The 21,430-nt window shown below is 38.8% G+C and carries 24 protein-coding genes, 1 tRNA gene, 1 pseudogene and 1 other annotated feature; of the genes and pseudogenes, 6 read left to right on the plus strand and 20 right to left on the minus strand.

Going from position 1 to position 21,430, the window contains the following annotated elements:
- Nucleotides 1-13: 13 nt before the first annotated feature.
- Entirely contained in the window at nucleotides 14-1,018 is a 1,005-nt protein-coding gene (gene trpS / locus BQ7352_RS12820; protein ID WP_072449575.1) for a tryptophan--tRNA ligase, read from the minus strand.
- A 139-nt stretch (nucleotides 1,019-1,157) separates the two neighbouring features.
- On the opposite strand from trpS, the gene BQ7352_RS12825 reads away from it, so the two are divergent.
- On the plus strand, nucleotides 1,158-1,637 hold the full coding sequence (locus tag BQ7352_RS12825; protein ID WP_072449865.1) for an S-ribosylhomocysteine lyase: 480 nt from the start codon (nucleotides 1,158-1,160) through the stop codon (nucleotides 1,635-1,637).
- 31 nt (nucleotides 1,638-1,668) lie between these two features.
- Here BQ7352_RS12825 and BQ7352_RS12830 read toward each other — a convergent pair whose 3' ends face one another.
- Nucleotides 1,669-2,265 (minus strand): nucleotidyltransferase family protein, encoded by a 597-nt coding sequence (locus BQ7352_RS12830; RefSeq protein WP_072449576.1) that lies wholly within the window; start codon nucleotides 2,263-2,265, stop codon nucleotides 1,669-1,671.
- Nucleotides 2,266-2,352: 87 nt separating this feature from the next.
- Between BQ7352_RS12830 and BQ7352_RS12835 the strand changes: the two genes are divergently transcribed.
- Nucleotides 2,353-2,425, plus strand: a tRNA-Thr gene (locus BQ7352_RS12835).
- 68 nt (nucleotides 2,426-2,493) lie between these two features.
- On the opposite strand, the gene BQ7352_RS12840 is transcribed toward BQ7352_RS12835, so the two are convergent.
- The 11 genes from BQ7352_RS12840 to BQ7352_RS12890 all read right to left on the minus strand — a co-directional run bounded on the left by BQ7352_RS12840 (nucleotide 2,494) and on the right by BQ7352_RS12890 (nucleotide 13,506).
- Complete coding sequence (locus BQ7352_RS12840) at nucleotides 2,494-3,078, minus strand: sigma-70 family RNA polymerase sigma factor (protein ID WP_072449577.1); 585 nt, start codon at nucleotides 3,076-3,078, stop codon at nucleotides 2,494-2,496.
- A 15-nt stretch (nucleotides 3,079-3,093) separates the two neighbouring features.
- The gene (gene rlmB, locus BQ7352_RS12845) at nucleotides 3,094-3,843 is read right to left on the minus strand and encodes a 23S rRNA (guanosine(2251)-2'-O)-methyltransferase RlmB (RefSeq protein ID WP_072449578.1); all 750 of its coding nucleotides are present in this window, start codon (nucleotides 3,841-3,843) and stop codon (nucleotides 3,094-3,096) included.
- Entirely contained in the window at nucleotides 3,833-4,267 is a 435-nt protein-coding gene (locus BQ7352_RS12850; RefSeq protein ID WP_072449579.1) for a Mini-ribonuclease 3, read from the minus strand. The genes rlmB and BQ7352_RS12850 overlap by 11 nt, the downstream gene beginning before the upstream one ends.
- On the minus strand, nucleotides 4,252-5,658 hold the full coding sequence (cysS, locus tag BQ7352_RS12855) for a cysteine--tRNA ligase (protein WP_072449580.1): 1,407 nt from the start codon (nucleotides 5,656-5,658) through the stop codon (nucleotides 4,252-4,254). The genes BQ7352_RS12850 and cysS overlap by 16 nt, the downstream gene beginning before the upstream one ends.
- Nucleotides 5,655-6,389 (minus strand): serine O-acetyltransferase EpsC, encoded by a 735-nt coding sequence (epsC, locus tag BQ7352_RS12860; RefSeq protein WP_072449581.1) that lies wholly within the window; start codon nucleotides 6,387-6,389, stop codon nucleotides 5,655-5,657. Before epsC ends, cysS begins: the two co-directional genes overlap by 4 nt.
- Before the next feature lie 58 nt (nucleotides 6,390-6,447).
- Nucleotides 6,448-6,663 (minus strand) — a binding site (T-box leader).
- Nucleotides 6,664-6,720: 57 nt separating this feature from the next.
- The gene (gene gdhA / locus BQ7352_RS12865) at nucleotides 6,721-8,055 is read right to left on the minus strand and encodes an NADP-specific glutamate dehydrogenase (protein WP_072449582.1); all 1,335 of its coding nucleotides are present in this window, start codon (nucleotides 8,053-8,055) and stop codon (nucleotides 6,721-6,723) included.
- 156 nt (nucleotides 8,056-8,211) lie between these two features.
- Nucleotides 8,212-9,765: an ABC-F family ATP-binding cassette domain-containing protein gene (locus BQ7352_RS12870; RefSeq protein ID WP_072449583.1), complete on the minus strand. Its 1,554-nt coding sequence runs from the start codon at nucleotides 9,763-9,765 to the stop codon at nucleotides 8,212-8,214.
- The gene (ispF, locus tag BQ7352_RS12875; RefSeq protein ID WP_305764348.1) at nucleotides 9,762-10,298 is read right to left on the minus strand and encodes a 2-C-methyl-D-erythritol 2,4-cyclodiphosphate synthase; all 537 of its coding nucleotides are present in this window, start codon (nucleotides 10,296-10,298) and stop codon (nucleotides 9,762-9,764) included. Before ispF ends, BQ7352_RS12870 begins: the two co-directional genes overlap by 4 nt.
- A gap of 21 nt (nucleotides 10,299-10,319) precedes the next feature.
- Complete coding sequence (locus tag BQ7352_RS12880) at nucleotides 10,320-12,821, minus strand: heavy metal translocating P-type ATPase (protein ID WP_072449585.1); 2,502 nt, start codon at nucleotides 12,819-12,821, stop codon at nucleotides 10,320-10,322.
- A gap of 15 nt (nucleotides 12,822-12,836) precedes the next feature.
- On the minus strand, nucleotides 12,837-13,097 hold the full coding sequence (locus BQ7352_RS12885; RefSeq protein ID WP_072449586.1) for a metal-sensing transcriptional repressor: 261 nt from the start codon (nucleotides 13,095-13,097) through the stop codon (nucleotides 12,837-12,839).
- A 118-nt stretch (nucleotides 13,098-13,215) separates the two neighbouring features.
- The gene (locus BQ7352_RS12890; RefSeq protein ID WP_242948585.1) at nucleotides 13,216-13,506 is read right to left on the minus strand and encodes a hypothetical protein; all 291 of its coding nucleotides are present in this window, start codon (nucleotides 13,504-13,506) and stop codon (nucleotides 13,216-13,218) included.
- 212 nt (nucleotides 13,507-13,718) lie between these two features.
- Between BQ7352_RS12890 and BQ7352_RS12895 the strand changes: the two are divergent.
- From BQ7352_RS12895 to BQ7352_RS12905, 3 genes and pseudogenes are all read left to right on the plus strand, one after another.
- Nucleotides 13,719-13,892, plus strand: a pseudogene (locus BQ7352_RS12895) (DUF3990 domain-containing protein); the annotation flags it as partial.
- Nucleotides 13,893-13,923: 31 nt separating this feature from the next.
- The gene (locus BQ7352_RS12900) at nucleotides 13,924-14,385 is read left to right on the plus strand and encodes a hypothetical protein (RefSeq protein ID WP_072449588.1); all 462 of its coding nucleotides are present in this window, start codon (nucleotides 13,924-13,926) and stop codon (nucleotides 14,383-14,385) included.
- 35 nt (nucleotides 14,386-14,420) lie between these two features.
- Nucleotides 14,421-14,918, plus strand: a complete 498-nt coding sequence (locus BQ7352_RS12905) for a DUF1648 domain-containing protein (protein ID WP_072449589.1) — start codon at nucleotides 14,421-14,423, stop codon at nucleotides 14,916-14,918.
- 8 nt (nucleotides 14,919-14,926) lie between these two features.
- On the opposite strand, the gene BQ7352_RS12910 is transcribed toward BQ7352_RS12905, so the two are convergent.
- The 4 genes from BQ7352_RS12910 to BQ7352_RS12925 all read right to left on the minus strand — a co-directional run bounded on the left by BQ7352_RS12910 (nucleotide 14,927) and on the right by BQ7352_RS12925 (nucleotide 18,066).
- Nucleotides 14,927-15,181: a YlmC/YmxH family sporulation protein gene (locus BQ7352_RS12910; RefSeq protein WP_004222801.1), complete on the minus strand. Its 255-nt coding sequence runs from the start codon at nucleotides 15,179-15,181 to the stop codon at nucleotides 14,927-14,929.
- Between the two features lie 61 nt (nucleotides 15,182-15,242).
- Nucleotides 15,243-16,265, minus strand: a complete 1,023-nt coding sequence (locus BQ7352_RS12915; RefSeq protein ID WP_072449590.1) for a sugar kinase — start codon at nucleotides 16,263-16,265, stop codon at nucleotides 15,243-15,245.
- Between the two features lie 111 nt (nucleotides 16,266-16,376).
- A complete protein-coding gene (locus BQ7352_RS12920) occupies nucleotides 16,377-17,402 on the minus strand; it encodes a sugar kinase (protein ID WP_004222808.1) in 1,026 nt (341 codons plus the stop codon).
- Nucleotides 17,403-17,424: 22 nt separating this feature from the next.
- A complete protein-coding gene (locus tag BQ7352_RS12925; RefSeq protein WP_004222811.1) occupies nucleotides 17,425-18,066 on the minus strand; it encodes a bifunctional 4-hydroxy-2-oxoglutarate aldolase/2-dehydro-3-deoxy-phosphogluconate aldolase in 642 nt (213 codons plus the stop codon).
- Between the two features lie 169 nt (nucleotides 18,067-18,235).
- Here BQ7352_RS12925 and BQ7352_RS12930 point away from each other — a divergent pair, with 169 nt between their 5' ends.
- Entirely contained in the window at nucleotides 18,236-18,994 is a 759-nt protein-coding gene (locus BQ7352_RS12930; RefSeq protein WP_072449591.1) for an IclR family transcriptional regulator, read from the plus strand.
- 2 nt (nucleotides 18,995-18,996) lie between these two features.
- Here BQ7352_RS12930 and BQ7352_RS12935 read toward each other — a convergent pair whose 3' ends face one another.
- From BQ7352_RS12935 to BQ7352_RS12945, 3 genes are read right to left on the minus strand one after another with little or no spacing between them, the layout of a single operon-like run.
- Entirely contained in the window at nucleotides 18,997-19,728 is a 732-nt protein-coding gene (locus tag BQ7352_RS12935) for an ABC transporter permease (RefSeq protein ID WP_072449592.1), read from the minus strand.
- Between the two features lie 9 nt (nucleotides 19,729-19,737).
- Nucleotides 19,738-20,472 (minus strand): ABC transporter permease, encoded by a 735-nt coding sequence (locus BQ7352_RS12940; protein ID WP_072449593.1) that lies wholly within the window; start codon nucleotides 20,470-20,472, stop codon nucleotides 19,738-19,740.
- Nucleotides 20,465-21,388, minus strand: coding sequence for an ABC transporter ATP-binding protein (locus BQ7352_RS12945; RefSeq protein WP_072449594.1), 924 nt, complete (start codon nucleotides 21,386-21,388; stop codon nucleotides 20,465-20,467). The genes BQ7352_RS12940 and BQ7352_RS12945 overlap by 8 nt, the downstream gene beginning before the upstream one ends.
- Between the last annotated feature and the right edge of the window lie 42 nt (nucleotides 21,389-21,430).

The following is a 21,430-nucleotide window of genomic DNA, read 5'->3' on the forward strand; positions in this document are numbered from 1 at the left end:
CACCTCCCGTTCTTTAACGAATTCTATCAGGAAATCCTACTTTACGCTGTACTTTTCTCAATGTTTTATTTGCAAAGTACTGCGCTTTTTCACCATTTTCCTTGATAATAGAATCAATATATGCTTTTTCCTTCTCCAGGCGTGCTACTTCATCCTGCAATGGTTTCAGCACACTGACAACAGCCTCACCCACTGCCATTTTCAGCTCACCATAGCCTTTTCCATCAAATTCTTTTACAGCTTCCTCTGATGTTTTATTCATACATGCACAGTAAATATCAATCAGATTTTTAATTCCCGGCTGTTCATCACGATAAGCGATACAGGCTTCAGAGTCTGTCACTGCACGCTTACATTTTCTCATAATGGTATCCGGATCATCCATAAGATAAATGCTTCCATTTGGATTTTCATCTGACTTTGACATTTTCTTAGATGGCTCCTGTAAACTCATAATTTTCGCTCCTACTTTACCGATATATGCTTCCGGTATGGTAAATACATCGCCATAAATGTTATTAAAACGAGTAGCAATATCTCTGGTCAGCTCCAGATGCTGCATCTGGTCAATTCCTACAGGAACTACGTCCGCCTGATACAACAAAATATCAGCAGCCATAAGTACCGGGTAAGTAAACAATCCGGCATTAATGTTATCTGCATGTTTTGCAGACTTATCCTTAAACTGTGTCATACGATTTAATTCACCCATATAAGTAAAGCAGTTTAAAATCCATGCCAGTTCTGCATGTCCACTTACATGAGATTGGTAATAAATACAGTTTTTCTCAGGATCAAGTCCTGCTGCAATGTATAAAGTCAATAAAGCCCTTGCTCTTTTTCTAAGAGTAGCCGGGTCCTGCCTTACAGTAATAGAATGCATATCCACAACACTATAAAAACATTCATATTCATCACTTAAGGTTACCCAGTTTTTCAGCGCTCCCAAATAATTCCCCAATGTGAGATTTCCGGTAGCCTGCATACCACTGAATAAAACTTTCTTATCATTTATCATTTTTCTGTCCTCCAACTACTACAATTTCCCTTGTTTAGATATTTTAACACGTTTTATCTCTATCATCAACTACTGCTTGCTTCTAACTCCCAAAATGTTTATAATAAAATCAACATAATAAAAGGAAAGGATGAAAGACATGGAAAAAATTGCAAGTTTTACCATTGACCATATAAAACTTCAGCCGGGAATTTATGTATCCCGCAAGGATTTTGTAGGAAAAGAAGTTATTACTACTTTTGATTTACGCATGACTTCTCCAAACGAAGAACCTGTTATGAATACTGCGGAAGTTCATACCATCGAACATCTGGGCGCTACTTTTTTAAGGAACCACAAAGATTTTTCTGATAAGACCATCTATTTCGGACCTATGGGCTGCCGTACAGGCTTCTACCTTCTTTTGGCAGGAGATTACGAGTCCAAAGAAATTGTCCCGCTTATTACAGAAATGTTTACCTTTATCCGTGATTTCCATGATGAGGTTCCGGGAGCATCCGCAAAAGACTGCGGAAACTATCTGGATATGAATTTGAATATGGCAAACTGGCTGGCAGATAAATTTTTAAACAATGTACTTTTAAATATTTCTGAAGACAGACTGGTTTATCCGGAATAATCTTAATGCAGAAAAGAGGAGAACTGCCCATTTATGACAATTCTCCTCTTTCATCTATATCCTTTAATTCCTTTCTATTCTCTACCATGAAATAAAACGCTTTGCTTTCATGTTTCCGCAATATACATTTTCCGCCTCTATCCCCTTGCAGATTTTCCAGTTCTTCTTTATATTTTTCATGAAAAATAACAGGATTTCCCAATTCTGCTCCTGACTTGACGCAGCCAATAGTCTTACCAGACTGTGCAAAGGCTTTCAAAAAATCTTCTATTGTTTTCCTTTTCAAATAAGGCTGATCTGCCACAAAAAAAATATAGTAATTTTCTTCTCCTCTTTTCTTAAATTCCTGTGCTTTACAAAATCCCAGCTTCAAAGAAGAAGAAATTCCTTGTATACTGTTCTCATTTTTTACTGCCTCTATTTTCCTTTTCTTCATTTCCTGAAGAATTTCATCATATTGCGTAACCACTACCAAACTGTCCAGTATGCCTTCTTTTAAAAGTTCTCCCAGGCGTTCTGTCAAATAGAGGTACAATGCTTTCCCTTCCAAAGGATATAGTAATTTATTCCCCTGAAATCGACGCGAAAAACCTGCTGCCAACAGAATAGCATGTACTTTTCTCCTCATGTATTACCTCCTAAAAAGTAGAAAAAAGGGTTGACACTTTTTCCTTTTTTTGATAAAATTTATTCTTGTGAGACACCCAAACAATATGCTGCCATGGCTCAGTCGGTAGAGCGTCGCCTTGGTAAGGCGGAGGTCGGCGGTTCAAGTCCGCTTGGCAGCTTTTTTAACCCCCTTGATTTTTCAAGGGGGTTTTATATATGCGAACTCTCATAAACATTTCTTTTTATTTTACCATTTCATTCCCTGAATTTTATTTCGTATTCTTTGCAGTGCATTATCAATCGATTTTGGTTGTTTCCCTGTCATTTCTGCAATCTGAATATAATTCTCCCCATCCAGATAAGCATCCAATACTCTGTTTTCAAAAGGACTTAAACGTTTCTTGATGTCCTCCATCATAATGCTGACATTTTCTTTTCCGATAACAATTTCTTCCGGATTTTGCTGTGTAACATCTTCTGCATTATACAAAGGTCCTTCCATCTCACTTAAAGAAATGTATGAATTCAATGGTTTATGTTTTTGTCTTCCTGAAATTTCAATAGCCTTATACATCTGTCTTTCTATACATAGATTAGCAAATGTGGCAAAAGATGCACTTTTATCAGGACGATATCCCTGGACTGCTTTAAACAGTCCAATCATCCCTTCTTGGATTAAATCCTCCTGTTCCCCCCCAATAAGGAACATGGCATGTGCTTTTTTCAATACCATTCCCTTATATTTATTGATGAGATATTCTTCTAAACCTTCCTGACCTTCCCACAAAAGTTTAAAAAGTTCCTCATCGTTCAACTTTTCATATTCCTTCATAAACGAATTCCTGTATTATTTTCCCATTCTTTGTCTTACAATCTCGTATGCCAATACACCTGCCGCTACAGATGCATTCAAGGAGTCGATATTTCCCTGCATTGGTATGGATGCAATAAAATCACATTTTTCCCGTACTAATTTAGACACGCCATCACCTTCATTACCGATAACCAGTCCAATAGCACCTTTTAAATCAAGGTCGTACATCTGTGTTCCGCCCATATCGGCACATACAAACCAAATCCCTTCTTTTTTCAGACTTTCAATGGTTCTTGCAAGATTTGTAACTTTTGCAACAGGTGTATAATTTAATGCTCCGGCAGACGTTCTTGCAACCGTTGCAGTCAACCCTACGGCTCTGTTCTTTGGAATAATCACACCATGAGCACCTGCCAGATTGGCTGTACGGATAATTGCTCCTAAATTGTGTGGATCCTCAATATTGTCCAGCAATACCAAAAACGGCGGTTCTCCTTTTTCTCTGGCTGCTGCCAGAATATCTTCTACTTCTGCGTAATTATACGCTGCAGTCATAGCAATAACACCCTGATGTTTTCCTGTTTCCGATAACTGATCCAGTCTTTCTTTTTTTACATATTTAATCATGGTATCATGCTTCTTTGCTTCACGCAAAATGGTGCGTACCGGACCATCCTCGCATTTTTCCAGAACAAATAACTTATCCACAGATTTTCCGGAACGAAACGCTTCTAAAACCGCATTTCTGCCTTCTACCTTTGTTTCCTGGAATTTATTCTCCATCCTTTTCTCCTTCTGTAATTCCTATTTTTATTAATTCCAACATTCTGTCCCACTGTTCTGTAAGATACAGATATCCCATCAAAGCTTCAAATCCCGTAGCTCTTCTGTAATCGGACATACTGGCATTTTTCGCCATTGTAAAAGATTTTGCATTTCTTCCTCTTTTAAAAATACCCGTTTCTTCCTCTGTAAGATATGGTTTCAGCTTTTCGATAATCTCTGACTGAGCAGATGCTTTTACTAATTTGCTGGCTCTTTGATGCAGCTTATTTACTTGCGTATTTCCTTTTTCCACTAAAATAGTGCGGATAACCAACTCATAAATAGCATCTCCGATATAAGCAAGGGTCAGAGGAGAATAGGTTCTGATATCCGTATCCTCCAGTTCAAACAGCTCCTTGAATTTCTTTAAGCTCGCTTCCATTGTACACCCTCTCTTGTGTCTTTTAAGATAATACCCATAGCAGCCAGTTCATCTCTGATTTCATCTGCTCTTTTAAAATTTTTCTCTTTTCTTGCCATCTGACGTTCTTCAATAAGCTTTTCAATTTCTTCGTCTAAAATTTCTGCTTCTTTATTGACAATCAGACCTAAAACATCACTTAAATGTACAATAGTATCAAACAGATACTGTACAAAAGCAGAGGTACTGTTCTCGTCAGCTTTTGTATTGGCAAATTTTACCAGTTCAAAAATTGCAGCAATGGCATCTGCAGTATTAAAATCGTCTTCCATGGAATTTTCATATTTCTTTACATATTCCAAAACTTCTGTTTCTAATGCTTTTTCTGCTTCTGTCATTTCTGCTTTTTTTGCTGTTTCCAACAAGTGTTTTAACTGCTCTACACAGGTAATAATTCTTTCCAGAGAATTTTTAGAAGCTTCCATGAGCTCTGCACTGAAGTTCAATGGACTTCTGTAATGTGCATTTAACATAAAGAAACGAAGTACCTGTAGATCATATTTTTCTCCGATTTCTCTTACTGTAAAGAAATTACCAAGAGATTTTGACATTTTGCGATTGTCAATATTTAAAAATGCATTATGCATCCAGTATCTTGCAAACTGCTTTCCATTGCAGCATTCAGACTGGGCAATTTCATTTTCATGATGTGGGAAAACAAGGTCTTCACCACCTGCATGAATATCAATTTCTTCACCCAGATATTTTTTAGACATAACAGAACACTCAATATGCCAGCCCGGACGGCCTTCACTCCATGGTGATACCCAGAAAGGTTCTCCTTCTTTTTTCGGTTTCCAAAGCACAAAATCTAATGGATCTTCTTTCTGGTTTTCTCCTGAAACCTGTAAAGAACGAAATCCTGACTGCAAATCCTCCAGATTTTTATGAGACAGTTTTCCATATTCTTTGAAATTCTTTACGCGGAAATATACTGTACCATTTACTTCATAAGCAAATCCCTTATCCATTAATGTCTGGATCATATCAATCATTCCGTCAATTTCCTGTGTTGCCAGCGGATGTGTGGTTGCCGGTTTTACATTCATGTCTGCCATATCTTTTTTACATTCTTTAATATAACGGCTGGAAATCTCTTCTGCACTTACACCTTCTTCTACCGCCTTTGCAATGATTTTATCATCTACATCTGTAAAGTTGGATACATAATTTACTTCATATCCTTTGTATTCCATATAGCGGCGTACTGTATCAAATACAATCATTGGTCTCGCATTCCCAATATGAATAAAGTTATAAACGGTAGGTCCGCAGACATACATCTTTACTTTTCCTTCTTCTAAAGGAATAAATTCTTCTTTTTTCTTTGTCAGTGTGTTATAAATTCTCATATTTCTCTTTCTTCCTCCTGTCTTCTCTCTTTTGCTTCTAAAGCTCTTGCCCGGCGGCATTGTGCTTCTCTTTCTTTTATATCATTTAATTCATAACCCATACGCTGTAATTCGGAACGTAATCTGTCATTTTCCTGCTGCAGTTTATGAATATCATCTAAGGTTGGATCCGGCAGATGAATTTGGTCCATATCACTTCTTGGAACTTTCTGGTTTCCTTTTCTTACTACACGACCCGGTACACCCACAACTGTGCAGTTAGGCGGAACTTCTTCCAGTACCACGCTTCCTGCGCCAATTTTAGAATTTTCACCAATAGTAAAAGAGCCTAAAATTTTCGCTCCGGCGCTTACCATAACATTATTTTTTAAAGTAGGATGACGTTTTCCCGTTTCTTTTCCGGTACCTCCCAGAGTAACACCCTGATACAGTGTTACATTATCGCCAATAATAGCAGTTTCTCCGATAATCACCCCTGAACCATGGTCAATAAATAACCCTTTGCCAATCTTTGCTCCGGGATGAATTTCAATTCCCGTTTTTCTGGCTGCCCGCTGAGAAACCCACCGCGCCAGAAAGAAATGACCTTTCTCATATAATTTGTGGGCCCTTCTATACTGTATCATAACACGAAAACTGGGATACAGCAAAACTTCCAGAGGAGTTTTAATTGCAGGATCCCGTTCCCTGATAACCTGAAATTCTTCTTTTATATGATTGATAAATCCCATATTTCACGCCCTTTCCATAAATTTTCTGTGAAATAAAAATGCCTCTATGTCAAAACGACATAGAGGCGAAAAATCCGCGGTTCCACTCTATTTGAAGATAATATCTTCCACTTATTTCCCATAACGCAGGACTGCGTATCCGGCTTAGGAATTCCCTTCACCAAATCAGCTCCCGAATGCACTTTCCAAAGTTTTCTCTAAGACAGCTTCCAGCCGATGACCGTCTCTCTCTGAAAAGAAATCACTTTGTACTCTTTTCGTTCCATGCCTTTTCTTATCTTCTCTTAGTTTATTCATAAATACGGAATTTGTCAACAGAATTTTTACTATACTAGCACACACCCTGAGCAATCATAGCTTCTGCAACTTTTTCAAATCCGGCTGCATTGGCACCTACTACATAGTTGCCTTCAAATCCATATTTTTTCGCTGCATCTACCATATTGTGGCAGATATTTACCATAATTCCCTGAAGCTTTTCATCTACTTCTTCAAAACTCCAGCTTAATCTTTCGCTGTTCTGTGACATTTCAAGTCCGGAAGTAGCTACACCGCCGGCATTTGCCGCTTTACCAGGCGCAAAGATAATTCCGTTTTCCTGCAGATATTTTGTAGCTTCCAGAGTTGTTGGCATATTTGCACCTTCTGCTACTGCGAAGCATCCGTTGGCAACTAATGCTTTTGCATCTTCTAAATGCAGCTCATTCTGTGTTGCACATGGAAGAGCAATATCACATTTTACAGTCCATACACCCTTTCCTTCATGGTACTCTGCATTTGGTCTGTAGTTTGTATATTCTGTTAAACGTGCACGTTTCACTTCTTTGATTTCTTTTAATGCTTCTAAGTCAATACCTTCTGGATCATATACCCAGCCTGTGGAGTCAGAGCATGTCACTGGTTTTGCTCCTAACTGATAAGCTTTTTCAATAGCATAAGTTGCTACATTTCCTGCACCGGAAACAGCAACTGTTTTTCCTTTTAATTCTTTTCCATTGAGTTTTAACAATTCTTCTGTAAGATAGAGAAGACCATATCCGGTTGCCTGTGTTCTTACTAAAGAGCCGCCATAAGTCAGTCCTTTACCTGTAAGCACACCTTCGTAAGCATCACGAATTCTCTTATACTGTCCAAACAGATAGCCGATTTCTCTTGCACCTACTCCGATATCACCTGCCGGAACATCTGTATCTGCACCGATATGACGATATAATTCTGTCATATAACTCTGGCAGAATGCCATAACTTCTCTGTCTGATTTTCCTTTCGGATCAAAATCAGCTCCGCCTTTACCGCCGCCAATAGGAAGCCCTGTCAGAGAATTTTTGAAAATCTGTTCAAATCCTAAAAATTTAATAATTCCCAGATATACGGATGGGTGGAAGCGTAAGCCGCCTTTGTATGGTCCGATTGCACTGTTAAACTGTACACGGAACCCTTTATTTACCTGTACATTTCCATTGTCATCTACCCAAGGAACACGGAACATAATTACTCTTTCAGGCTCAACCAAACGCTCTAAAAGTGCTTCTTTGCGATATTTTTCCTCATTTGCCTCTACTACTGGTTTTAAGGACTCTAAAACTTCCTTTACTGCCTGATGAAATTCTGGTTCTCCTGGATTTTTCTTTTCTACTAATTCTATAACCTCATCTACGTATGACATGACTTTCCTCCTGTATCTGATTTTTTCTTGTATTATAAATCCAAGTTTCTGTTTTTGCAAGTTTATTTTTCATTTCTTGCATATTTTTTATTTATACCTGCTATTCCTTTATATACAATACAGTTTTTGAAATTTCCATCTGTGGCTGTTTCATTTCTAAATCCTTGTTGTCCACTGAGAGCAATCCCACACGTCTGTTGCAAGACCTTCATAGAACTCCGGCTCATGACATACCATCAAAATTGTTCCCTTATACTCCTTTAAAGCCCGCTTTAGTTCCTCTTTTGCATCTACATCTAAATGGTTGGTAGGCTCATCTAAAATCAGCACATTCGTTTCCCTGTTAATAATCTTACACAAACGCACCTTTGCCTGCTCACCACCGCTTAATACACGCACAAGACTTTCTATATGTTTTGTTGTCAAACCACATTTCGCCAGTGCTGCGCGGACCTCATACTGTGTATAGGAAGGAAACACTTCCCAGATTTCTTCGATACAGGTATTTTTATTTCCCTGTGGCATCTCCTGTTCAAAATATCCGATTTCCAGATAATCACCTAAATGCACCTTCCCTGAAAGCGGAGAAATAATCCCCAGAATACTCTTTAATAATGTAGATTTTCCAATACCATTGGCACCGGTAAGAGCAATCTTTTCTCCCCTTTCCACCTTTAAATTCAATGGTTTGGAAAGCGGTTCGTCATAACCGATAATCAAATCATCTGTTTCTACTACAAAACGGCTTGGTGTTCTGGCTGTTTTAAAATTAAATTCCGGTTTTGGTTTTTCCTTTGCCAGCTCAATCACATCCATCTTATCCAGCTTTTTCTGTCTGGACATTGCCATATTTCTGGTTGCCACTCTTGCTTTATTTCTCGCCACAAAGTCTTTCAGCTCATTGATTTCCTGCTGCTGGCGATTATAAGCCGCTTCAAGCTGCGCTTTCTTTACTGCGTAAACCTCCTGAAAATGGTCATAATCTCCCACATAACGATTTAATTCCTGATTATCCATGTGATAGATGAGATTTACAACGCTGTTTAAGAACGGAATATCATGAGAAATCAAAATAAAAGCATTTTCATATTCCTGCAGGTAGCGTTTCAGCCACTCAATATGTTCCGCATCTAAATAATTGGTAGGCTCGTCCAAAAGCAAAATATCCGGCTTTTCCAAAAGCAGTTTTCCCAACAGAATTTTTGTTCTCTGTCCACCGCTTAAATCTGTGACATCTTTATCCAGTCCGATTGCCGTAAGCCCCAAAGCCCTTCCGACTTCTTCCACCTTGGAGTCAATAATATAGAAATCGTGCATGGTGAGCATATCCTGTATGGTTCCCAATTCTTCCATCATGGTTTCCAGCTCTTCCGGTGATGCCTCACCCATTTTGTCACAAATCCCATTCATCTGCGCTTCCATTTCAAAAAGCCATGAAAATGCAGATTTCAGTACATCTCGAATGGTCATGCCCTTTTCCAGAACTGTATGCTGGTCCAGATACCCCACACGGACATTTTTCGCCCATTCAATTTTTCCTTCATCCGGCATAAGCTTTCCTGTAATAATATTCATAAAGGTAGATTTTCCCTCACCATTGGCCCCCACCAGTCCAATATGTTCTCCTTTCAATAAACGAAAAGAAACGTCCTGAAAAATAGCTCTGTCGCCAAATCCGTGAGATAAATTCTGCACATTTAATATACTCATCTTCTGTTCTCCTTACAGCAGCCTCCACAGCCGCCGCTTCTGTCATCTGTCATAAAATCCTGCACATGTGTCAATGCACAAATTGCCTGTGCAGATATTCCTTCCATACTTCCTGTAAATCCAAGACCTTCCTCTGTGGTCGCTTTAATATTTACCTGATGAACGTCCAAATGCAGTGCATCAGCCACATTCTCAATCATAGTATCAATATATGGTAAAAGTTTTGGTTTCTGTGCAATAATCGTTGCATCAATGTTATTGATCACATACATATTTTCTTCCAAAAGTTTCCCTACATGCTGCAAAAGCTTGATGCTGGAAATACCTTTATACTGAGGATCTGTATCTGGAAAATGTCTTCCAATATCCCGAAGCGCTGCTGCACCTAAAAGAGCATCCATAATGGCATGAACCACTACATCGGCATCAGAATGTCCCAGCAGACCTTTTTCCCAGGGAATATTCACTCCTCCTAAAATTAAATCTCTTCCTTCTGTAAGTTTATGGACATCATATCCCATTCCTACTCGAATCATGATTTTCTTCCTTTCCGTCTATTCTACTGAAAGCACCTGATAACCTGCGTCTTCTACTGCTTTCTTTAAAACTTCTTTTTCAAGTCCTGTTTCTACATAAGCTTCTTTTTTCTCTAAATTCACTTCTGCTTTTGTTCCTTCTAAAGCTTCCAGCGCTTTTGTAACTGCCGCCTGACAGTGAGGACACATCATTCCTTCAATTTTCATTGTATACATATTTTTTTCCTCCTTTTTCTCCTGTATATTTTCAGGCTGTGTTTTCCCTTTTTTCAGAGAATGAAAAAATCGTAATCGCAGCGCGTTACTTACAACAAAAAGACTGCTGAGACTCATAGCTGCCGCTCCGAACATAGGACTTAATTTCAATCCGAATACCGGATAGAGCACTCCTGCTGCAAGGGGAATTCCACATACATTATAAAAGAATGCCCAGAATAAATTCTGCTTAATATTTCGGATAACTGCTTTACTCAGCTCTATGGCAGTTGCCACATCCTGCAAATCATTTTTCATCAGGACAATATCTGCGCTTTCAATGGCAACATCTGTTCCTGCTCCAATGGCAATTCCTACATCTGCTCTTGCAAGAGCCGGCGCATCATTTAGCCCGTCCCCTACCATGGCTACGGTCTTTCCTTCCTCCTGAAGTCTGGAAATCTCTCTTTCTTTATCCTGTGGAAGAACCTCTGCAATCACCGTATCAATATCCAGCTGCTTTTGAATTGCTTTTGCTGTTCTGGCATTATCGCCTGTAAGCATAATAACCTGAATGCCCAGTTTTTTCAACTCCTGAATTGCCTTTGCACTGGTTGGTTTTACCACATCGGCAACACCAATAACACCAAGTGTCTGCTTTTCATCTGCCAAGATAAGGGGTGTCTTTCCTTCTTCCGAAAGTTTTTCAATACTGCTTAATGCCTTTTCACAGGAAATCCCCTGCTCTTTTATAAGTTTTTGGTTTCCAGCATAATAAACATTCCCCTGAATTTTTGCAGTAATTCCTTTTCCGGGGATTGCCGCAAAATTCTCCGCATTGGGCAGTTCCATGTCCTTTGCCTTTAAAAGCACCGCCTCCGCCAGAGGATGTTCACTTTTCTTTTCCAGAGCTGCACCGATTTCTAAAATCTCATTTTCGGACATTCCAAAGCTGATAATATCAGTAACTATTGGTTTTCCTTCTGTAATAGTTCCTGTTTTATCCAATACAACGCTTTGTACGTTATGAGTAATTTCCAATGCCTCGCCGGATTTAATTAAAATTCCATTTTCCGCGCCTTTTCCTGTTCCTACCATAATAGCAACCGGTGTGGCAAGTCCCAGTGCACAGGGACAGGAAATAACTAAAACCGCAATGGCACAGGACAGGGCAAATTCAAATTCTGCTCCCATAAACAACCAGACAATCCCCGTAAGCAGAGCAATTCCCATAACCGTGGGAACGAAAATTCCCGCAATCTTATCTGCCATTCTGGCAATAGGCGCTTTGCTGGAACTGGCTTCCTCAACCAGACGGATAATCTGAGAAAAAGTGGTATCCTGTCCTACTTTAACAGCTCTCATTCTGATAAATCCTGTTTTGTTTAAAGTAGCTGCTGTTACCGTATCTCCTTCTTTCTTTTCAACAGGCATACTCTCTCCGGTAATGGCTGCCTCGTCTACACTGGTCATCCCTTCGACTACAACGCCGTCCGCCGGAATACTGCTTCCCGGCTTCACCTGTAAAATATCTCCGGTCAACACATCTTCTGCTGCAATTTCCACCACCTGCCCGTTTCTTTCTACCAGCGCTGTCTTAGGTGCTAAATCAATGAGCTTTTGAATGGCTTCACTTGTTTTTCCTTTAGAACGTGCCTCCAAATATTTTCCGATATTGATTAAGGCAAGTATCATCACTGCTGACTCAAAGTACAAATCATGTAAATAACGGTGTACCAGTTCCATATTCTGAGTACCCAGACCATATCCCATGCGGTAAATAGCAAATATTCCGTATACTAAAGATGCTCCTGAACCTACGGATATCAGTGTATCCATATTGGGCGCTCCGTGGATGAGAGAGCGAAATCCCCTTTCAAAATAAGCTCTGTTTATATACAACACAGGTATACACAAAAGAAGCTGTGTCAATGCAAAGGACACTGCGTTGGCATCTCCCTTTAAAAAGGAAGGCTGAGGAAGTCCTGCCATATGCCCCATTGCCACATACATCAGGGGAATTAAGAAGATAAAGGACCAGATCGTACGTTTTTTCATACTCTCAATATTTTTTTCTACAATATCTTCTTTTTCCTCTTTTTTCTCGACTTTCCCTGTGGGAATTTCCATCCCATACCCTGCCTGTATCACGCTGTCTGCTATTTTTTCTTCTGTCAGCTTACTCTCATCGAAATCTACCTGCATGCTGTTTGTCAGTAAATTGACGCTGACGGTATTGACTCCATCCAGCTTTTCCACGCACTTCTCAACTCTGGAGGAGCATGCAGAGCAGGTCATTCCTGTCACTTTATATTTTTTATTCAAATGTTTTTCCTCCTGCTATAAGATTTTACCCAATAAAGCTACCAGTTCATCCACTTTTTCTTCTCTTTCCTCATCTGTTTTTGCTCCTGTTACGCAGCTTTTTAAATGCGCTGTGAGGATTTCTTTATTTGCTCTGTTTAAAACAGCTTCCGTTGCCATAATCTGATGCGCTATATCCATACAGTAACGGTCTTCCTCCACCATCTTCAGAATACCGTCAATCTGACCTCTGGCTGTTTTTAATAATCTGTTTATCTGTGCTTTATCTGCTTTCATTTTCCCATACCTCCTATACCCCGTGGGGGTGTATTTGATAAGGTAAATATAACATAGCATTTTAAGTATTGCAAGAAGGAATATTTTAGATACAAAATTTTACAATTATTTTTCAGTTCTATACTCTTTTCCCAGGTTTAAAAATGCAATTGATGTTTTTTTCTGCAAAATACTTTTCTATCTCTTCTTTTATATCCTCAATCTCATCTTTTGGAAAGTTAAAATCATCTAACCAAATCATCATGCTTTCTTTTTCATCAGGTATAGCTTCAATTATTGCTTTATAAACATTCATTTCATCTTTTATGGCAAGAAGATAACAATACATCTGAACATTTTTCATACCTATCGTATATTTCTTATTTCCATTTTCATTTGTCTCATTCAAAGTTGTTTCTTCAAGTTTCATTTTTCTTCTCCTTTTTTATCTTAACACCTTCTAATTTATCGTTCTCTTTAGCATAAATTATATCACTCTAGAAATAAACATTCATTCTTTTAATAACACAAGTCTGCTAATTTTTATTGTAGTGAATATATAGAACTGCTATAATATGGCTATGATAAAAATAACAACTTTAGCTTGATACAGGATATTTTGAATAGAAAGGTAAATGATAAATGGCAAAAATGACAGTATACCATGGTGGTTATATACCTGTTAAAAATCCCGAAATTCGTATCGGAAGAAATACAAAAGATTTCGGAAACGGATTTTACTGTACGATTATAAAAGAACAGGCGCAGCGGTGGGCAAAACGATACGAGCCAAAAATTGTATCTATCTATAATGTCTGGAATATAGAGGTTTTGAGGAGGTCATATAATGGAAAATAAGGGACGAGAACCAGCAAAAGAAAACGATTTATTTTTTACATGTAGTTTGATTGATTATATTGCAAGAAAAACAACGAATACAAGAGCAGCCGTTGTAAATACATTGGGTAAAAAAAATCTTGAAAAAATCTATGACTTAGCAGATATCTATCACAGCGACAATATAGACCGTGTCAGTGACGATTTCATCAGAGAAGCAAAAATCAGCACAGGAAATTTTGACAATGTGTCCGCATGTCAATATGCTATTCCATCCCATTGGGACATAGGCAAAGTATATAAAAGATTGATTAAGTCCGTGGCAGAATATGAAAAGATAGGTGTTATTGATGCCTTATTCAAGGTTTACAACTCATTTATCAGCGATAAAATAGATGACTACAACAGCAGTATGTATTATGAAAATCCATCGTATTTGCTGGAATGTTATTTAGAAAATAAAGTAATTTAATTATTTTTGCAGAATTTTAAAAGGAGGGATTTTCTATGTTTCATAAAGAAAAGCTTGTAACGACACCATATCAAAGAGTTTTAAATCTGTTGTCTTTCCTTCTTTTTCTGGGATTATTCCTTTATCCTGTCCTGATTTGGTCAAAGATACCGGAAGAAATTCCCACTCATTATAACTTCGCCGGAGAAGCAGATGCTTTTGGAAGCAAATCTTCTATACTGATACCTTCCTTTATCGGAGCGCTTCTCTACGGACTACTGATTTTTGTCGGTCATTTTCCCGATATTTGGAACGTTCCTGTTAAAATTACTGCTGAAAATAAGAACTGGGTATATAGAAATATAAAAAGTCTTCTTTCCACCATGAATTTCCTTATCATGCTTCTTTATTTTTACATAAATTATCGGTCTGCTTCGCAAAAAGACTTAAATCCTGTTATCATTGCCGGAGTGATTGTTCTTCTGTTTGCTTCTATTCTCTACTTTTGCCTAAGATGTAAAAAGACACCCCCGTCACCAAAGGATGTCTCTTAACCTTTTCTCTATTCCTTTCTGAGAAATTTCTCCTCCTGTATTTCCACCAGAATAATATCCTCTCCAATCTGGCGAATACAGGAGAAAGGAATAACATATTCACTGACAGAGCCAAACAACCCGCACATTTTTCCCGGAACAGGCACAATCAGCGCTTCTATTTTCCCTGTTTTACAATTAAACTCCACATCTAAAGGACAGCCCAGAGTTTTACAGGTACAGATATTGATGACTTCTTTTTGCTTCAGCTCACATACACGCATAAAAACTCCCAAACCCATGGTTTTAATCTATCCTATGAGTTTGAGAGTCAATCCAATACTCCTATCTGTCCATTTCCAGTTGAAGTCCTGTGCTTTGATGATTTTTTATAATACGTTCAATTTCATCTAATCCGCTGGAAGGTAAGTCTCCCGGAATGGTATTCTTTACCGCACTGGTAGCATTGCCGTACTCCAAAGCTTTTTGGCAGTTAAAATTGTGTTTTAACAAACCATACAAAGCTCCTGAAATATAGGCGTCTCCACTTCCAATTCGGTCCACCACCTCAATATTTTTGTAAGGCTCTTCCTCATAAAATTTATCTTCTTTGGCATTATAAAATACAGAGCCAAAAGAATGTACCTTCGGGCTATGTACCACCCTCTGTGTAGATGCAACAAAAGAAATCGGATATTCCTTTGTAAAGCTTTTCATAATTTCATAGACGTTTCCCTGTTTTAAGAAAGTCAGCTTTGCCGTTTCCTCCGAGCAGAAGAAAATATCCACATAAGGAAGAATACTTTCAATACATTCTCTTGCCTCATCTCCTGTCCAGAGATTGCCTCGAAAATTCACATCAAAGGAAATAATTGTCCCATTTTCTTTAAACCGCTTTATCATTTCTATGGCATTTTTACGGGTATTTTCTGACAATGCCAGTGTAATTCCTGTGGTATGGAAGCATCTTGTTGAGCCGTACATTTCCTCCGGAAAATCATCTGCGGAAAACTTGCAAAAGGACGCATGCTTTCTATCATAAACCACGCTGGGTTTTCTGGGATATGCACCGTTTTCGTAGTAATAAATTCCAAGTCTTGCATCTGTATCCTTGTCATAAATCAGGTAATCATCGCTGACACCGCAAAAACGCACACGGTTTTTTGCATAAGTTCCCAAGGCATTATCCGGCAGCATGGAAATCATACCTGTGCGAAGTCCCAGCAAAGATACGCCGGAAACCACATTTAATTCTGCACCGCCCACCTGCTTTTGAAAGGTATCGCCTCTTACAATCCTCTCATTATCAGGCGGTGACAGACGCAGTAAAATTTCCCCAAGTGACAATAAATCAAAATCCCTTCTCATAACCTGTCTCCTTTTTTTCTTTATATAAATCAGGGACTGCAATCAAGCAGCCCCCTTCTATCTAAATGTTCCCCAATGGCAATAAGGGTTTCATTTCCATATAAAATTTAATTATCGCTGCACACGGCCTGAACCGTCTCCGCCTGCAAGCTTTGTCACTTCATCCATGGAAACCATGTTAAAGTCACCTTCAATAGAATGTTTCAGACAAGATGCCGCTACTGCAAATTCGATGGTAGACTGTGCATCATATCCGTTTAAGCAAGCACAAATCAATCCGCCGCCAAAGGAGTCACCGCCGCCTACACGGTCAACAATGTGCATTTTGTATTTTTTGCTGAAATAGTAATCCTGTCCGTCATATAACATTGCAGACCAGTTGTTATCATTGGCAGATAAGGACTCTCTCAATGTAATGGCAACCTTCTGGAAACCAAAGCGGTCTGCCAGCTGTTTTGCAACATCTTTATAGCCTTCATGATTTACTGTACCGGTTGTAACATCTGTGTTTGCGGCTTTAATGCCGAATACGTCTGCTGCATCTTCTTCATTTGCAATACAAACGTCTACATATTTGCAGATTTCACCCATTACTTGACCGGCTTTTTCTTTAGACCATAATTTATTTCTGTAATTTAAGTCACAGGAAATGGTAAGACCTGCTTCTTTTGCAGCTTTACAAGCTTCCAGACAAATATTTGCAACTTCATCGTTTAATGCAGGAGTAATTCCTGTAAAGTGGAACCAGTCTGCTCCGTCAAAAATTTTCTTCCAGTCAAAATCAGAAGCCTGTGCAGTAGCAATAGAAGAACCTGCACGGTCGTAAATAACCTTGGAAGGTCTCTGGGAAGCGCCTTTTTCCAAGAAATAAATACCTACTCTGTCACCGCCACGTACAATCTCCGTAGTATCCACACCATATTTTCTTAAAGAATTGATGGCAGCCTGTCCGATTTCATGTTTTGGAAGTTTTGTAACAAATTTTGCATCAAATCCGTAATTTGCAAGAGAAACCGCTACGTTTGCTTCTCCGCCGCCGTAAGTTGCTCCGAAGGTATCTGCCTGTACAAAGCGATAATATCCTTCCGGTGCCAGTCTTAACATAATTTCACCAAAAGTAATTACTTTTTTTGCCATGAGTTTTTTCTCCTTTTTGTACTTATTTATTTCTGATTTCTGCTACCAGTTTTACTGCTTCTTCTGTCATTGCTTTAATTTCGTCAAATTTACCTGCTTTTACCAAATCGCCTTTTACCATCCAGCTTCCGCCGCATGCAACAATTTTATCACAGCTTAAATAGCTTTCCAGATTTTTAGCGCTGACACCGCCTGTGGGCATGAATTTCAGTCCCACATAAGGAGCTGCCATTGCTTTGATTGTTGCAACACCGCCGAACTGCTCTGCCGGGAAGAATTTTACAACCTTTAATCCTCTTTTCACTGCCTGTGCTACTTCAGACGGTGTAATACATCCCGGAAATACAGGAATTTCTTTGCTTAAACAATAATCTACAATTTCCGGATCAAAGCCCGGGCTGACAATAAATTTTGCTCCTGCTGCTACTGCACGGTCTACCTGTTCAATGGTAAGAACTGTACCGGCTCCGACAAACATATCCGGATATTCAGAAGTCATAATTTTAATAGACTCCTCTGCTGCATCTGTGCGGAAGGTTACCTCTGCACATGGAAGTCCGCCTTCTACCAATGCTTTTGCCAAAGGCGCTGCGTCCTTTGCATCTTCTAATACAACAACAGGTACAACGCCAAGTGTTGAAATCTTTTCTGTAACTGTGCTCATATTCTCCTCCTGTTTTTATCGTTCCATATTATGGAATATCGTTTCGTTATGTGGTATTTTGTAATTTGAATTATACTACACTTCCAAAAAAAGTCAAGTGTTTTTCATTGCCACAAGTAGCAGAAAGTGTTACAATAGCGCCAACACATAAAAAGGAGATTTGTTTTATATGGAAACGAAAAATCCAATTCAGGTGGCTGACCGCCTGTTTCTTGTTCTGGAAACCTTGGCAGAAACCGGTCCTGTTACACTTGCAGAGCTTTGCAGCCATCTTGACTTAAATAAAAGTACGGTTCACAGACTTCTATGCTCACTCATCTACATGGGTTATGTGAAGCAGGAAGGGGAAACCGGCAAATATTCTCTTTCCTTTAAGCTGCTGGCGCTTTCCAATAAGCTGCTGGCACGTATGGATATTCTGGATACCGTCAGACCTTATTTAAAAAAGCTTTCCAGACTTACCGGAGAAACCGTACACTTTGTTCAAAGGGAACATACCGACGCAGTTTATATTTATAAAGAAGAGTCTTATCAAAATTCCATTCGCATGGTTTCTAAGGTTGGCAGTCGTATCCCCCTTTACTGCTCCGGTGTAGGAAAAGCCATCGCAGCAGATTTGGACGAAACACAAATCAAGGCTCTGTGGGAAAACAGCTCTATTCAAAAACTGACACCTCACACTATTACTGATTATGCCCAGTTTTTGAAAAAAATTGAAGAAGTCAGAAAAAAAGGGTATGCTCTGGATGATGAGGAGAATGAACTGGGAGTCCGCTGTATTGCCGTAAGCATACCGGATTATCGAAATAAACCCAAATATGCCTTTTCCATTTCTGCCCCTGTGGGACGGATGTCAGACTCCCGCATTCAGGAATTGTCCCAGATTGCTCTGGAAATTAAGAATGAAATTTGCAGTACCATGAAATAACCTTACAGTCTGCGATTTAATTTTTGAAGAAAGACAAGGGCAAGCGTGCCGCACAGCAGTAAAACCAGAAAACTGCAGAGCTTTTCCTGTGCGGTAGTTTCATAATAACCGGAAATACCAAAGATTGCCGTAATGGGATAAAAACTTCTTAAAGTATTTGACATACTCATAAACAAGCCTGCAAAGGAATAAATTTCCGCTGCCACCAAAGCAAGCCAATAGTTCTTTTTCAAATAAGGCACAATGGCAATAATCGGTGAAACAGCAAAAAAGACGCCTACTCCTTCCAGCAGGTACATGTTCAGGAAATCAAAGAATACTTTCACCGATAATTCTGAAGCATGTAAAACCATTTCTGTTAAAAAAGTAAGCAGAAAAAGTAAGAAATAAGCCAAAACGCTAAAAAGAAAGAGAACTATCATTTTCGCTGCTGTTAATTTTCTTTCATTTACGGGAATGAGACGCAGATTTTTTATGGTATCATCCTGCTCTTCACGGCAAATCATATAGCTTCCCAAAAGTGCAATTACCGCAGGAAGCACAAGAATTGTCTCCCATACCTGCGTCATTGTCATATACCAACCTACACTCCCCACTGTGATTTGTTCCGGCGATGCTGTTGTCGTTCCTGCCAAAAAAACAAAAACAGCCGTAAAAACAATTGCAAAAATTGTAAACAAAATAAGATTTGAACGGCGGAGTTTCTGAAATTCCGCCCATAATAAGATTTTCATTTCTTTTCCCTACTTTCTCTTACCCAATGTAACGACAGCCAATGCCACAGAAGCAATTCCCCATACACACATACTGAAAAATGCAAGAGGAAGATTTGGTTCTAAAAGTGCAATCCCCGGAACTGCTCCGCCTCTGGAGATGATTACAGAAATACAGGAAAGCGGATGCAAATAAGAATTTACAGGTGTTATAAAAAATCCGGCAAAAATATAAATTAACGTTATGCACATGGGAAAAATATATCCTTTTTGAGAAACTGTCACTGCTAAAACAGGCAAAGCCGCAAAGGCTGTCAATCCTGCAATCTCCAAACATCTTTCCACCAAAAATGCAATGCTGTTCCACTCAAAAGCTACATAATTGGGAATTACGCTAAATAATACGGAAGCTGCTGCATTGATAATCATAAAACAGAGGGAATAAAGAAATACTATAAAAAATTTGCTGAAAAAATATCCTATTTTGCTCACCGGTACTATCCAAAGCTGTTTTAACATATCATACTGGTTTTCATCATGTATAAGCATGATGCTCAAAAGCCCTAAAATAAACGGCAGAATAAGAAACAATGTACAACCAAAAGCAGACCATTTGTAAAAAAGTGCAGGTTCTATATTTGTCTTTCCCAAATAGCCAAAATATAAAAAAGCAAAAAACGGCATAACAAAAGCAGCCAGAAGCATAATCCACATTACTTTTTTGCGACGCAGCTTACAAAATTCAACTTCCACCAGTTTAAGCAATCCCCTCACCTCCTGTAATCTTCCTGAAATAATCTTCCAAGGTATCATTACAAATTCCGGAGGAAAGCACTGCAATAGCTTCCATAACAAGAACCTTATTTATTTCTCCCATATTTAATTCCGTATCATAAATACGTACAGTCTGCTCATCCTGAACTGAATAATCCTTTACCTGAAATCTGCGTTCTAAAATCAGAATGGTTTTTGGAACGTCGGAAACCTGTAATAAAATATATTTCCTATTTTTCTTTTCCAGCTCTTTCATGCTGCTTTCTTCTAAAAGAACACCTTTGTCAATAATTCCAATGTCATCTGCAAGAAGTGCGATTTCTGAAAGAATGTGACTGGAAATTAAAATTGTTTTTCCGTTCTCTGTACTTAGCTTTTTTATAAATTCCCGCATTTGGGCAATGCCAATGGGATCTAAACCATTGGTGGGTTCATCTAATATCAATACCTCCGGATCATGCAAAATTGCATTGGCAATCCCTAAACGCTGCTTCATACCCAGAGAATACTTTGAAAAAATCTTTTTATCTCTATATGGAAGTCCTACTACTTCCAATGCCTTCTTTACGGCATCAGGGGCAGACGTACCACGAAGCTTTGCAAAAATTTCAAGGTTTTCTGTTCCTGTCAGATTTGGATAAAAACCGGGAGCTTCTATCATTGCACCAATACGAGGATATATCCTTTTCTCATTGCCCTTTATATTTTTGCCAAATACCTCTGCGCTGCCGGAAGTAATGGATGTTAATCCTAAAATCATTTTCATAATCGTGGTCTTTCCTGCACCATTACGTCCCAGAAGTCCATAGATATGCCCTTTCTTCACATGAAGATTGACACTATTTACTACTGTCTGATTTCCGTATTTTTTCGTCAACTGTTTTGTTTCAATTATCCTATCACTCATATAAAATATCCTCCTTACACTTAACATAATAGGCTATGAACC

The sequence above is a fragment of the Blautia sp. Marseille-P3201T genome, assembly GCF_900120295.1.
Taxonomy (GTDB): Bacteria; Bacillota; Clostridia; order Lachnospirales; family Lachnospiraceae; genus Blautia.

Bases quoted from the DNA above. Each gene is read 5' to 3' on its own strand.
- trpS (WP_072449575.1), bottom strand. From the start codon at position 1,018: ATGATAAATGATAAGAAAGTTTTATTCAGTGGTATGCAGGCTACCGGA.
- BQ7352_RS12825 (WP_072449865.1), top strand. From the start codon at position 1,158: ATGGAAAAAATTGCAAGTTTTACCATTGACCATATAAAACTTCAGCCG.
- BQ7352_RS12830 (WP_072449576.1), bottom strand. From the start codon at position 2,265: ATGAGGAGAAAAGTACATGCTATTCTGTTGGCAGCAGGTTTTTCGCGT.
- BQ7352_RS12840 (WP_072449577.1), bottom strand. From the start codon at position 3,078: ATGAAGGAATATGAAAAGTTGAACGATGAGGAACTTTTTAAACTTTTG.
- rlmB (WP_072449578.1), bottom strand. From the start codon at position 3,843: ATGGAGAATAAATTCCAGGAAACAAAGGTAGAAGGCAGAAATGCGGTT.
- BQ7352_RS12850 (WP_072449579.1), bottom strand. From the start codon at position 4,267: ATGGAAGCGAGCTTAAAGAAATTCAAGGAGCTGTTTGAACTGGAGGAT.
- cysS (WP_072449580.1), bottom strand. From the start codon at position 5,658: ATGAGAATTTATAACACACTGACAAAGAAAAAAGAAGAATTTATTCCT.
- epsC (WP_072449581.1), bottom strand. From the start codon at position 6,389: ATGGGATTTATCAATCATATAAAAGAAGAATTTCAGGTTATCAGGGAA.
- gdhA (WP_072449582.1), bottom strand. From the start codon at position 8,055: ATGTCATACGTAGATGAGGTTATAGAATTAGTAGAAAAGAAAAATCCA.
- BQ7352_RS12870 (WP_072449583.1), bottom strand. From the start codon at position 9,765: ATGAGTATATTAAATGTGCAGAATTTATCTCACGGATTTGGCGACAGA.
- BQ7352_RS12885 (WP_072449586.1), bottom strand. From the start codon at position 13,097: ATGAAAGCAGATAAAGCACAGATAAACAGATTATTAAAAACAGCCAGA.
- BQ7352_RS12890 (WP_242948585.1), bottom strand. From the start codon at position 13,506: ATGAAACTTGAAGAAACAACTTTGAATGAGACAAATGAAAATGGAAAT.
- BQ7352_RS12900 (WP_072449588.1), top strand. From the start codon at position 13,924: ATGGAAAATAAGGGACGAGAACCAGCAAAAGAAAACGATTTATTTTTT.
- BQ7352_RS12905 (WP_072449589.1), top strand. From the start codon at position 14,421: ATGTTTCATAAAGAAAAGCTTGTAACGACACCATATCAAAGAGTTTTA.
- BQ7352_RS12910 (WP_004222801.1), bottom strand. From the start codon at position 15,181: ATGCGTGTATGTGAGCTGAAGCAAAAAGAAGTCATCAATATCTGTACC.
- BQ7352_RS12915 (WP_072449590.1), bottom strand. From the start codon at position 16,265: ATGAGAAGGGATTTTGATTTATTGTCACTTGGGGAAATTTTACTGCGT.
- BQ7352_RS12920 (WP_004222808.1), bottom strand. From the start codon at position 17,402: ATGGCAAAAAAAGTAATTACTTTTGGTGAAATTATGTTAAGACTGGCA.
- BQ7352_RS12925 (WP_004222811.1), bottom strand. From the start codon at position 18,066: ATGAGCACAGTTACAGAAAAGATTTCAACACTTGGCGTTGTACCTGTT.
- BQ7352_RS12930 (WP_072449591.1), top strand. From the start codon at position 18,236: ATGGAAACGAAAAATCCAATTCAGGTGGCTGACCGCCTGTTTCTTGTT.
- BQ7352_RS12935 (WP_072449592.1), bottom strand. From the start codon at position 19,728: ATGAAAATCTTATTATGGGCGGAATTTCAGAAACTCCGCCGTTCAAAT.
- BQ7352_RS12945 (WP_072449594.1), bottom strand. From the start codon at position 21,388: ATGAGTGATAGGATAATTGAAACAAAACAGTTGACGAAAAAATACGGA.